The sequence below is a fragment of the Staphylococcus caprae genome (assembly GCF_002902725.1).
Classification (GTDB): Bacteria; Bacillota; Bacilli; order Staphylococcales; family Staphylococcaceae; genus Staphylococcus; species Staphylococcus caprae.
In genome coordinates this window covers 1-12938 of sequence record NZ_PPRT01000042.1, presented here as the reverse complement: position 1 = coordinate 12938, position 12938 = coordinate 1, and the positions used below count along the sequence as shown (strand labels likewise).

Below are 12938 nucleotides of genomic sequence, written 5' to 3'. Positions count from 1 at the left end.
AATATAATATTGTGATTGATTTTGAAAGTATGAATCACAACCATTTAAATGGTTTAAACCTTGATATTACAGTCAGAAATAAAAACACCTCATAAAAAGGGTGTTTTTTATTTTGTCACAAAATGAATGTTTTTGATTGTTTTTGGCAATTTATGATTGAAAAATGTAAGCGTACTCATTATAATAATGATTGAGATGGGGTGACAAGATGATTTCAGAAAAACGTCATGATTTGATATTACAAGAATTAACTAAAAAAGACTTTTTAACACTCCAAGAATTAATTGATCGCACGGATTGTAGTGCCTCAACGATTAGAAGAGATTTATCTAAACTACAAAAGATTGGGAAATTACAACGTGTTCATGGTGGTGCAACGCTCAATCAAAATCGAGTAGTAGAACCTGGCTTATCTGAAAAATTGACTCAGAATTTACGTGAAAAGCAAGAAATAGGTAAACGTGCTGCGCAAGAGATACAAGATAATGAATGTATCTTTTTAGATGCAGGGTCTTCAACTTTTGAAATGATTCAATATATAGATGCCAAAGATATCATCGTTGTAACAAATGGTATGACGCATGTTGAGCAACTTTTGAAATATGGGATAAAAACACTAATGATAGGCGGACAAGTGAAAGAAACGACCATGGCAACAGTTGGTGCAAATGTATTGGAAACGTTAAGAAGATATTGTTTTGATCGCGCATTTATCGGAATGAATGGTATTGATTTGAAATACGGATTTACCACTCCGGATGAACAAGAAGCGTTGATTAAAGAAACGGCAATGAAACTTTCAAATGATAAGTACATATTAGTAGATCAAACGAAATTTAACCAAGTGTACTTTGCAAGAGTACCTAAGTCAGAAGGGATTAAAATCATTACATCTCAGAAGGCATTTAAAAATAAAGTGACAGAGGAATATCTAAGCGAATATCACTTTGTAGGAGGTAAGTCATGATTTATACAGTAACATTTAATCCTTCCATCGATTACATCATGTTTACGGATGGGTTTAATTTAAAAGGATTAAATAGAGCAACCGCAACATATAAATTTGCAGGAGGTAAAGGTATCAATGTCTCAAGAGTACTTAAAACTTTAGATGTTGATTCTACTGCATTAGGTTTTGCTGGAGGATTTCCAGGAGAATTTATTTCTAAAACATTAGAAGATAGTCAAATCCAAACAGATTTTATTCAAGTAGATGAAGATACGCGTATTAATGTGAAACTTAAATCAGGTCAAGAGACCGAAATCAATGCACCAGGACCTAAAGTCACTGATGAACAATTTCAAGCGCTTCTAACAAAGATTAGAAATACAACAAGTGACGATACGGTCATTGTAGCAGGTAGCGTACCCAATAGTATTCCAAGTGATGCATATGCTCAAATAGCTGAAATCACTAAAGATACTGGCGCTAAACTTGTTGTAGATGCGGAAAAGGATTTAGTCGAAACAGTATTACCTTATCAACCACTTTTCATTAAACCAAATAAAGATGAACTCGAAGTGATGTTTAATACAACGGTAACGAGTGATGAAGACGTTGTTAAATATGGTAAGGAAATTCTTAAAAAGGGTGCTCAATCCGTCATTATCTCGTTAGGTGGCGATGGCGCAATTTATGTAGATAAAAAGCAAAGTATTAAAGCCGTGAACCCTCAAGGGCAAGTAGTCAATACAGTTGGCTCTGGCGATAGTACAGTTGCAGGGATGGTTGCTGGCTTAGCCTCAGGTTTATCTATCCAAGACGCTTTCAAACAAGCAGTCGCTTCAGGAACAGCTACTGCATTTGATGAAGATTTAGCAACGAGGGATGCTATAGAAAAAATTAAATCTCAAGTTACAATTTCTGTACTTGATGGGGAGTGAAATAAATGAGAATCACAGAACTATTAACAAAAGACACAATCGCAATGGATTTATCTGCCTCAGATAAAAATGGTGTCATCGATGAGCTTGTAAATCAATTAGATAAAGCAGGAAAACTAAGTGATGTAGCGTCATTCAAAGAAGCAATTCACAATCGTGAAACACAAAGTACAACAGGTATTGGGGAAGGTATTGCTATTCCTCATGCCAAGGTAGCAGCGGTTAAATCACCAGCAATTGCCTTTGGGAAGTCTAAAGAAGGCGTGGATTACCAAAGTTTAGATATGCAACCCGCACACTTATTCTTTATGATTGCTGCACCAGAAGGTGGCGCTCAAACACATTTAGATGCACTAGCTAAACTTTCAGGCATTTTAATGGATGAAAATGTTCGCGAAAGATTAATACATGCTGAATCACCTGAAAAAGTATTGCAAATTATTGATGAAGCAGATGATGAAGCAACAAAAGAGGAAGAAGCAGAGGCGCAAGAGAATGAATCAAATGCAGTAGGAGCTACTGCTGGAAGTACAGATTCAAACCAAAGCGATGAGCCATATGTATTAGCTGTAACGGCTTGTCCAACAGGTATTGCACATACGTATATGGCACGTGATGCTTTGAAAAAACAAGCCGAAAAAATGGGTGTCAAAATAAAAGTAGAAACTAACGGTTCAAGTGGTGTTAAAAATCACTTAACAGAGCAAGACATTGAACGTGCTACAGGAATTATCGTAGCAGCTGATGTTCATGTTGAGACGGATCGTTTCAATGGAAAAAATGTGGTAGAAGTTCCAGTTGCGGACGGAATTAAACGTCCAGAAGAATTAATTAACACAGCATTAGACACAAACCGTAAACCATTTGTTGCTCGTGGCGATAGTGCTAGAGACAATAAAGATGAAAACGAAGAAAAACTGAGCCCTGGTAAAGCATTTTACAAACACTTAATGAATGGTGTTTCAAATATGTTACCACTTGTTATTGCTGGTGGTATTATTATGGCTATTGTATTTATTATTGGACCAGATTCATTTAAACCTGAGAGTCCTCAACACAATGCATTTGCAGAACAACTATGGAATATTGGTAAAAATAGTGCCTTCGCATTGATTATCCCAGTATTAGCAGGTTTCATCTCTCGTAGTATTTCAGATAAACCAGGTTTTGCTGCAGGTTTAGTTGGTGGTATGCTAGCTATTTCTGGCGGATCAGGATTTATTGGTGGTATTATTGCTGGTTTCCTAGCAGGTTACTTAACACAAGGAATTAAATATATTACACGTAAATTACCACAAGCAGTTGAAGGTTTAAAACCAACATTAATCTATCCATTACTATCAGTTTTAATTACTGGTTTATTGATGATTTATGTATTTAACCCTCCAGCTTCTTGGCTCAATCATTTATTACTTCATGGTTTAAATAGTTTATCTGGCTCAAATATCATGTTACTAGGTTTAGTGATTGGTGCAATGATGGCTATCGATATGGGTGGACCATTTAACAAAGCGGCATATGTTTTCGCAACTGCTGCACTAACTGAAGGAAATCTTGCTCCAATTACTGCAGCTATGGTAGGTGGGATGATTCCACCGTTAGCGATTGCGACAGCAATGTTAATCTTTAGAAAGAAATTCACGAAAGAACAAAGAGGTTCAATTGTTCCAAACTATGTGATGGGATTATCATTCATTACTGAAGGTGCTATCCCATTTGCAGCTGCCGACCCATTACGTGTGATTCCATCAATGATGGTTGGTTCAGGTGTTGCTGGTGCGCTTGCTTTAGGTCTAGGTTCTCGCATTCATGCACCTCATGGAGGCATCATCGTAATAGGAAGTACAGACTTTAGTCATATCTTACAAACATTGCTTGCATTAGTTGTAGGTACATTGATTTCAGCATTATTATATGGTTTCTTAAAACCTAAAGTAACTGAAAATGAAATTCAAGCTTCTGAAGCAATGGATGAATAATAGAATTACGACAAGCTCTTGCCAAAATTAATGTAGTTGGCAGGGGCTTTTTATATTAAATGAAACTTTATGGAACATGATGACAATGTTAATCTTCAGAAAAAGTTGAGTAGATTCAAATAGAAATAAATGATATAGCGCGTAAAGAAAGCTATAATAAAATAGCTGAAGAATCATTAGATAATACAAAGAAAAGAAGGTTTCAATCATGTCAGAATATGTAATTACGAACGGTAAAGTATATACAGAAAATCAAGTGATCGACAAAGGATTCGTTCATATTAAAGACGGAAAAATCGCAGACGTAGGTGAAGGGCATTTTCAAGGAGTGGCCTCTCAAGATTCAATTCAACGTATTGATGCGGAGGGTCGACATATTGTGCCTGGATTTATAGATATCCATATTCATGGCGGATATGGAGAGGATGCAATGGATGAGTCTTATGAAGGATTACAACATTTGGCAGAATCTTTATTATCAGAAGGAACAACATCTTTCTTGGCAACAACGATGACACAGTCGACTGACAATATTAATCGTGCACTAAAAAATATTGTCGCATATCAAACGAAGCAAGATGAACATTCTGCTGCTGAAATCGTAGGAATTCATCTCGAAGGTCCATTTATTTCTGAACATAAAGTAGGCGCACAACATCCAAAATATGTACAAAGACCTTCAGTTGAACAAATTCATGCCTTTCAAAAAGTGGCTAATGGTTTAATCAAAATTATCACATTTGCACCTGAGGTAGACAATGCTAAGGAAACGTTGAATGCTATGAAAGATGATATTATTTTTTCAATAGGCCATACCGTAGCAACATTTGATGAGGCAAATGAAGCTGTTAAACACGGCGCGAAACATATCACACATTTATATAATGCAGCAACAGGATTTGCACATCGTGAACCAGGCGTGTTTGGTGCTGCTTGGTTAAACAAAGGTTTAAATACTGAAATGATTGTAGACGGTGTGCACTCACATCCTGCGTCTATAGCGCTCGCATATAAACTTAAAGGCAATGAACATTGTTATCTAATTACAGATGCGATGAGAGCTAAAGGAATGCCTGAAGGAGAGTATGATTTAGGTGGTCAAAATGTCGTCGTTAAAGGTAAAGAAGCACGTCTTGCTAGTGGCGCACTAGCTGGTAGTATCTTAAAAATGAACGAAGGCCTTCAAAATTTAATGACATATACTGATGATAAACTAGAGAACTTATGGAGAGTAACAAGTTTAAATCAGGCAATTGCTTTAGGTATCGATGATGTTAAAGGAAGTATAAAAGTGGGTAAAGATGCAGATATTGTGATATTAGATGATGATTGCAATGTCATCAATACAATTAAAAATGGTGAGTGCCATCATTTTGATAAATAAAGTGTTTTATTGAATGGGGTAATTGTTTCCATTATAATGTAGCATTAGGTTTATATTTAACATTCTAGAAACGAAATATGATAAAATAGAAGAAATTACATTTTTTTCGGGGGTGTCACAATGGGAAGGTCTTAACATGTAGTCGTCGCTTGAGTATAAAAGATGATTTCAATACGTGTTACCCATGGGTGGCACATATAATATGGAGGTGAATCCCTAGAAATAGGGAATTAATTGGAAACTTCGACCATAATTAGTTTAATCACATTTTTTCTTTTGATTGCATTAACAACGGTATTCGTTGGATCAGAATTCGCACTTGTTAAAGTGAGATCGACACGAATTGAACAATTAGTTGAAGAAGGAAATAGAAGCGCTAAAATAGTAAAAAAAATGATTGCTAATCTAGACTATTATTTATCGGCATGCCAGTTAGGTATTACGGTGACTTCATTAGGTTTAGGTTGGTTAGGGGAGCCTACATTTGAAAAGTTATTGCATCCTCTATTCGATTTATTACATTTACCTGATGCGTTAACAACGACAATTTCGTTTGTTATCTCATTTATTGTAGTGACATATTTACATGTGGTATTAGGTGAATTAGCGCCTAAATCATTTGCGATTCAACACACTGAACAACTTGCATTACTTTATTCAAGACCACTTTATTACTTTGGTAATATTATGAAACCGTTAATTTGGTTAATGAATGGTTCAGCACGTGTAATTGTTAGAATGTTTGGTTTTGATCCTGATGCGCAAACCGATGCGATGTCAGAAGAAGAAATTAAAATTATTATAAATAATAGTTATAACGGCGGAGAAATCAATCAGACAGAGCTTGCATATATGCAGAATATCTTTTCATTTGATGAACGCCATGCCAAAGATATCATGGTGCCACGTACTCAAATGATCACCCTTAATGAACCATTTAACGTGGATGAATTACTTGAAACAATTAAAGAACACCAATTTACTCGCTATCCAATTACAGAAGATGGGGATAAAGACCATGTCAAAGGATTTATTAACGTTAAGGAATTTTTAACAGAATATGCTTCAGGAAAGCCTATCAAAATTGCAAATTACATTCATGAATTACCAATGATTTCTGAAACAACACGTATAAGTGATGCGCTTATTCGTATGCAAAGAGAACATGTCCATATGAGTCTAATCATTGATGAATATGGTGGTACGGCAGGTATCTTAACAATGGAAGATATCTTAGAAGAGATTGTTGGTGAAATTCGAGATGAGTTTGATGATGATGAGGTCAATGATATCGTTAAACTTGATGATTCTACCTATCAAATTAACGGTCGTGTACTACTAGACGACTTGAACGAACAATTTGGTATTGAATTTGAAGATTCCGAAGATATTGATACGATTGGCGGTTGGCTTCAATCACGTAATACCAACTTACAAAAAGATGATTACGTAGATACAGAATTTGATCGTTGGATTATTACTGAAGTCGATAATCATCAAATTATATGGATTAATTTAAAATATGAATTTAACCAATCAAGACCAACGATGGATGAAGAATCTGATGATGATCATTCTGAATCATAAAAGTAAAGCCTTAATAGGTTGAGAATTAAACTTAAATAATTATTAGCTTCTAGCCAGCTTGGCTCTAAGGTGATTTCTTATATAGAAATCGTCTTAGAGCTTTTTCGATATTTAAGTGATGAAAATGTGCAAATAAACACTTTATTTGTGTGGTAAATAGGCCATAGGTTATGCTTATTGAGACGTACAGAACTATAGTTAAGGATGAATCATACTTATTTAGAGAAAGGTTTTCATTTTCAAGATGAATCTGCATCGGTAAGTATTTAAATGAAGATGTATAAATAAAGGAGAGATACATAGAATGGTTAATGATACGCAAGTCTTAAATAACGGGTACCCAATGCCGTCGATCGGATTAGGTGTATACAAGATCACTGATGAAGAAATGGACAATGTAGTAAAAACGGCATTAGACGCTGGTTATCGTGCATTCGACACTGCATATTTCTATGGAAATGAAGTGGCTTTAGGTAAAGCTTTAAACAATTCTGAGATGAATCGTGACGAATTATTTATCACTTCAAAGTTATGGAATGATTATCAAGGTTATGACAGTACCATTGAATACTTTAATCGCTCACTTGAGAACTTAGGTTTAGATTACATTGATTTATTCTTAATTCACTGGCCTTGTGAAAAGGATGGCTTATTTATTGAATCTTATAAAGTGTTGGAAAAGTTATATGAAGAAGGTAAAGTAAAAGCGATTGGTGTATGTAACTTTAAGGAACATCATTTGAAAAAGTTAATGGACGCAACGGATGTTGTACCTCAAGTCAATCAGATTGAATTGCATCCTTATTTTAACCAAAAAGAGGTGCAAGAATTCTGTGATGAACATGATATTAAAGTCACTGCGTGGATGCCTTTAATGAGAAATAGAGGTCTCTTAGATCATCCAACCATTGTAGATATTGCACAACGTCATGGTAAAACACCTGCCCAAGTTGTATTACGTTGGCATTTGGCACATGATCGTATCATTATTCCAAAATCTAAGACGCCAGAACGTATTCGAGAAAACTTTGATATTTTAGACTTTAATTTAGAACTTACGGAGGTAGCGGAGATAGATAGTTTAAACAAAAATGCACGTCAGGGTAAAGATCCCGATGACGTAAGTATTGGCGATTTAAAGTAGTTGGATAGGTAAGTCTTTTTAGTAATGAGGTTAAGGTTAAAAACTTTGATTAATTACATTATTTTTTGAAGTGAAAACGTCTATTATTTAATAATAATGAACAATTACAAATATTTAGCTAAAGTTAAGATTATGTAAATGAATAGTTTTGGCTAGAATATACTATTAAGAAATTGATAAAATATTATTAAATAACTTTATAGAAAAGGATGTAATTAAATGAAAATCAGAGTCATCGTTCCGTGTTATAACGAAGGCGAAGTCGTATTAAAGACATATGACAAGTTGACTGAAATTATGACAGAAGATAGTTTAGTCAAAAATTATGAATACGATTTACTGTTTATTGACGATGGTAGCAAGGATAATACAATCGATCATTTACAAAATCTTGCTGCTTATGATTCTCATGTCAAATTCCTTTCATTTAGTAGAAATTTCGGTAAAGAAGCCGCGATGATAGCTGGTTATCAAAATAGTATCAATCATGATGCAGTCGTAATGATTGATGGTGATTTACAACATCCTCCAGAATATATTCCTCACATGATTGAAGGGTTTATAGAAGGATATGATCAAGTTATTGCTAAAAGAGATCGTGAAGGTGAGAACTTCGCACGTAAATCCATGTCTCAATTATATTATAAAATAATCAACGCTTTCGTGGAGGACGTTCAATTTGAAGATGGCGTGGGTGACTTTAGATTACTTAGTCAACGCGCAGTTCAAGCACTGACATCACTTGATGAATATAATCGATTTTCAAAAGGATTGTTCGAATGGATAGGATATAATACTAAAGTCTTTACCTATGAGAATGTGACGCGTGAAGCAGGAGAGTCAAAATGGACGTTTAGAAAACTTTTAAATTATGGTATTGATGGATTAATATCATTCAATAATAAACCTTTACGTATGATGATTTACTTAGGTATGTTTACATTTTCAATTAGTATCTTATACATTATCTATCTATTAATTAATATTATAATCTCTGGTATCAATATTCCAGGATATTTCACTACAATTGCTGCCATACTCTTACTGGGAGGAATACAACTGATATCTATTGGTGTGATAGGTGAATATATCGGTCGTATTTATTATGAAGTTAAACGCAGACCGAAATATATTGTTCAGGCGACAAACCTTAAACCATCTGATAATGAAAATAAAACTGAAAAATCACGTTCTGACAATCAAACGTCTCATTTTAAAGCTAAAGATGATTACTATCAATTTAGCGATTACCATAAAGATAGTGCACTTAAACAATCAAGTCATCAAGCTAATAATGAAGAAGAACAATATAAAGAACATGTCCATTAAAATAATGAAAAGGACAAAAATATTAATAGCGATAAGACGGTTTCAAATAGAAATCATCTTATCGCTATTTTAATGTGATGTAATATCAAATTTCTTTAACTTGAGTGTCATTGTAGTTCCGACATTAAGTTCACTTTCAACAATGATTGATCCATCAATTTGTTGAGCAAGTTCATTAGCAATGTACAATCCTAATCCTGAACCACCTGTTTTAGTATTTCTTGAGTCTTCTACTCTGAAAGTCCGCTCAAAAATACGAGATTGAAGTTCAGGTACAATTCCAATACCTTCATCTTTAATTGCGATGTTGATACAATCGTTTTCTTCATTTTCAGAAATAATAATATCGATGCGACTACCGTAATTAGAAAACTTTAAAGCGTTCTCTAATAAATTAGTCAAAATACGTTCTAATGGAGGTCGATATTGGTAGAATGCATCAATATTGTTACTGAAATTGACCTCTAGTGTTCGATTCTCTTGCTTAATTCGTTGTTCATAAGTTTGAAGAATAGTGACTAGTAATTGGTCGAGTTGAATTAATTCCAAAGGATAAGAACGACCAGTGTTAAGTGAAATCACGTGCGTCATGTCATCGAATAATGTAGAAAGACGATTTGCTTGTTTAATGAGTACGTCATAAGCAGCGTGAACTTCTTGTTTCTCACTAATGACCCCGTCGCGTAATCCTTCTGTATATGAGAGAATTCCTGCGAGTGGCGTTTTTAAATCATGGGCAAGATTTTGAATAATTTCCGTTTTTTCCTGTTGTTCGTTTTTAATCATGTCCATTTGTTTAGTGATTGCGTCTGCCATCTTGTTAAATGAATCATTAAGTTCTTTAATTTCTCTTGGAGATTGAAATGTATCATCGTCAATTAAATGCTCGTCGTTAACGAATTGCTTTGTCTTGATGTTGAATTGTTTAATTTTCTGGATTAATGGCGTAATAAAAATACTACAAATTGAAAGTGTTAAACAACTTGTTATCATTGTCGTAATGGTTAATGTTAAGGTCATATGACCGTTGAACCACATCAGTTTGTATGCAATGACAAGTATAATGGTAGTTAAGAGTACACTTGAAATGACGCCGATGGTAATTTGGCTACGAATAGAGAACATGCTTATCGGCTCCTTTCAAATTTATATCCTAACCCCCATACCGTTGTAATTGTATATGTGATGAAATGATGTTTCTCTAATTTTTCACGTATTCTATGGATATGAACGTTGACAGTATTGGCGTCTTCATAATAGTCATATCCCCAAACCTTTTCTAAAAGTTCGGATTTAGATATGACATCATTTTCTCGCGAAGCCAGATACCATAGTAATTCAAATTCTTTAATACGCATAGGAATTTCTTGATTATCTATAGTTAATGTTTTACTTGAATTATTTAATATTAATCCATTAAATTCGAGTTGTTCTATTCTATTAGAAGATTGATATTTACTAATTCGCGTGAGTAGGTTATTTGTTCGTAATACGAGTTCTCTAGGACTAAACGGTTTCTTAACATAATCATCTGCGCCTAGTGTAAGTGCATAGATTGTGTCGTGTTCCTGTGTTTTAGCCGTTAAGTAAATAAAAGGAATATCAAGTTGCTTTGCTTTCATTTCTTTAACAATATCGTAACCAGAAACTTCAGGCATCATGATATCTAAAATCATGACATCGATGTCTGATGATAATAATTGGATTGCTTCTTTTCCATTCGTTGTCGTAGTGACTTGATAGCCCTCATATTCAAAGTATGTTTGGCATATATCTACAATGTCTTGCTCATCATCCACGATCAGTAAGTGTGTCATGCTTGTCTTCACCTCGGTTGTTACGTTCTCTCAAATGAGTGATAACTTCTTTAAGTGAAACTTTATTTAGTAATGAGTGACTCATCAATAAAATAATAAAGAAAGCTAATTGTAGAGGGTACGTAAAAATCATATCTGCTAAGATATAATTTATCATAACAAAGGCGCCAAAGAAACTTGCAGCATATGCGAAGACGCCTAAGATGAGTCCTAAACCGATGGCCATTTCTCCTAACGGAATGATAAAATTAAATAAACCTGTTGAATGTGAGACGATATTTTCAAAGAACCATTTATACCATTGAGGTGAATCGGTATTATCACGAATGACAGGCACTAATCCATTTAAAGTAAAATCTCCCGTGAATTTTTCCAAGCCTTGTCTGAAAATCACAATACCTGAAATAATACGAATGATAATAATGATTAATAAACTTAATTTCTTCATAGTTAATCCTCTCTCTTTCTCTAGTTGCAAACGTATGAATAAGCTAATTTAAGTTATTTCAATTGCGCTCCACCGAAAATAACATGTGCCTTTTCGCAATAAATTGTAACTTCATTGTATTTATTTAAATCAACATTTTTTAAATTAAAAGTTTGTTTGGATTTATTGTAATCTACAGTTGAGATTTTCTTACCTGATTTGATATCACCGTCTTTAGTTAAGAAGACATATAAATCTGGACCTTTAGATGACTTATAATTTTCTAACATTAATTTACCATTTTCAATTTTAGCCGTGCCTTCTACTTTTTCACCATTTTTGGATTTAAACGTACCGGATAGTTTTTTCGTTTTATCAGTTTTAACTTTACTTTCTTCTTGTTGCTTATCTTTGTGTTGAGAATGTTCTTGATCAGAATTAGAATTTCCACACGCACCTAATGTAAGTGATGTGACAATTGCGCCGATTGCAAATAAATATTTTGTATTCATGATGTATTCCTCTTTTCTATATGTATTTAAGATTAGTTTAAGCGGGATAACATTTTTAAACCATTAACTATTTCTTAACTACATTTAAAAAAGAATTAAATCAAAATTCTTTTTATTTATACTTTTGATAATGAATGTATAAATAGTGTGATGGTAGATAGAGGGGATTAAAAGAAGAAAAAATATATCTGCTTAAATATCAAGCAACAGTTTATTAGGAAATTTGTGTCTTTAAAGAGATTAAAACGAACAATGATATAAAATAAGCTCTAAGACAATTTCTATCAGGTAGTGAGCACCATAAAGTTAAATTTTAAACTAACTTTTGGATTGCCCACCAAATTAGAAATGATCTTAGAGCTAAATATTTTGGGATTGATAACCCAATCTGAGTAATTTATTTAGAATAAATATGAGTGCTATTGTTTTCTTTTTACGAAGAAAATGCCTTGCCATAAAATAAATGCTATGAATAGGAAGTAAACAATCACGTATACATACCAAAACGGAGTTAAAATCATCATTATTATAAAAGATAAGATGATGACAAGGGTTCCGGTAGTAATAGGTCTTTTAACTTTGGTTAACAAAGAGATGTGTTCAATTTCAGACATCTTAAAGGTCCCGATAAATACTAACACTGCACCGAAGATAAATATTGCTGGTGCTAAATATGGTATAGACATGTATACAGATTGTTCACTAGAAATATCAGTGATAAATTGGGAAAGGCTTATAACAATAGCAAAGATTGTAGCTATAAATTTTTGTTCTGTAATCTGAAATGGATATAATTTTTTATTTAAATATATTTGTAAAAATGTCCATATTAAAAATAACAATACAGTAGATAAAGTAATGAAATTAAACTTATA

General features: G+C 33.6%; 12 protein-coding genes. 7 read left to right on the top strand and 5 right to left on the bottom strand.

Annotated elements, in window-relative coordinates; all coding sequences use genetic code 11:
- Positions 1-208: 208 nt before the first annotated feature.
- The 7 genes from CD155_RS08890 to CD155_RS08860 all read left to right on the top strand — a co-directional run bounded on the left by CD155_RS08890 (position 209) and on the right by CD155_RS08860 (position 9307).
- Positions 209-967, top strand: a complete 759-nt coding sequence (locus tag CD155_RS08890; RefSeq protein ID WP_103213110.1) for a DeoR/GlpR family DNA-binding transcription regulator — start codon at positions 209-211, stop codon at positions 965-967.
- Positions 964-1884, top strand: coding sequence for a 1-phosphofructokinase (pfkB, locus tag CD155_RS08885; RefSeq protein WP_103213109.1), 921 nt, complete (start codon positions 964-966; stop codon positions 1882-1884). The genes CD155_RS08890 and pfkB overlap by 4 nt, the downstream gene beginning before the upstream one ends.
- Before the next feature lie 5 nt (positions 1885-1889).
- A complete protein-coding gene (locus CD155_RS08880) occupies positions 1890-3863 on the top strand; it encodes a PTS fructose transporter subunit IIABC (protein ID WP_103213108.1) in 1974 nt (657 codons plus the stop codon).
- A gap of 208 nt (positions 3864-4071) precedes the next feature.
- A complete protein-coding gene (gene nagA / locus CD155_RS08875) occupies positions 4072-5247 on the top strand; it encodes an N-acetylglucosamine-6-phosphate deacetylase (RefSeq protein WP_103213107.1) in 1176 nt (391 codons plus the stop codon).
- Positions 5248-5481: 234 nt separating this feature from the next.
- Positions 5482-6834, top strand: a complete 1353-nt coding sequence (locus CD155_RS08870) for a hemolysin family protein (RefSeq protein ID WP_002441437.1) — start codon at positions 5482-5484, stop codon at positions 6832-6834.
- A 304-nt stretch (positions 6835-7138) separates the two neighbouring features.
- Positions 7139-7978, top strand: coding sequence for an aldo/keto reductase (locus CD155_RS08865; RefSeq protein WP_103213106.1), 840 nt, complete (start codon positions 7139-7141; stop codon positions 7976-7978).
- 219 nt (positions 7979-8197) lie between these two features.
- Entirely contained in the window at positions 8198-9307 is a 1110-nt protein-coding gene (locus CD155_RS08860) for a glycosyltransferase family 2 protein (RefSeq protein WP_103213105.1), read from the top strand.
- A 69-nt stretch (positions 9308-9376) separates the two neighbouring features.
- Here CD155_RS08860 and CD155_RS08855 read toward each other — a convergent pair whose 3' ends face one another.
- The 5 genes from CD155_RS08855 to CD155_RS08835 all read right to left on the bottom strand — a co-directional run.
- Positions 9377-10432, bottom strand: coding sequence for a sensor histidine kinase (locus CD155_RS08855; RefSeq protein WP_070873208.1), 1056 nt, complete (start codon positions 10430-10432; stop codon positions 9377-9379).
- Positions 10433-10434: 2 nt separating this feature from the next.
- Positions 10435-11124: a response regulator transcription factor SaeR gene (gene saeR / locus CD155_RS08850; protein ID WP_002441446.1), complete on the bottom strand. Its 690-nt coding sequence runs from the start codon at positions 11122-11124 to the stop codon at positions 10435-10437.
- On the bottom strand, positions 11099-11572 hold the full coding sequence (locus tag CD155_RS08845; RefSeq protein ID WP_070832421.1) for a DoxX family membrane protein: 474 nt from the start codon (positions 11570-11572) through the stop codon (positions 11099-11101). The genes saeR and CD155_RS08845 overlap by 26 nt, the downstream gene beginning before the upstream one ends.
- A 53-nt stretch (positions 11573-11625) precedes the next feature.
- Positions 11626-12063 (bottom strand): DM13 domain-containing protein, encoded by a 438-nt coding sequence (locus CD155_RS08840; protein WP_103213104.1) that lies wholly within the window; start codon positions 12061-12063, stop codon positions 11626-11628.
- 419 nt (positions 12064-12482) lie between these two features.
- Positions 12483-12938 (bottom strand): hypothetical protein (locus tag CD155_RS08835; RefSeq protein WP_103213103.1); only part of this gene is annotated, 456 nt, incomplete at its 5' end.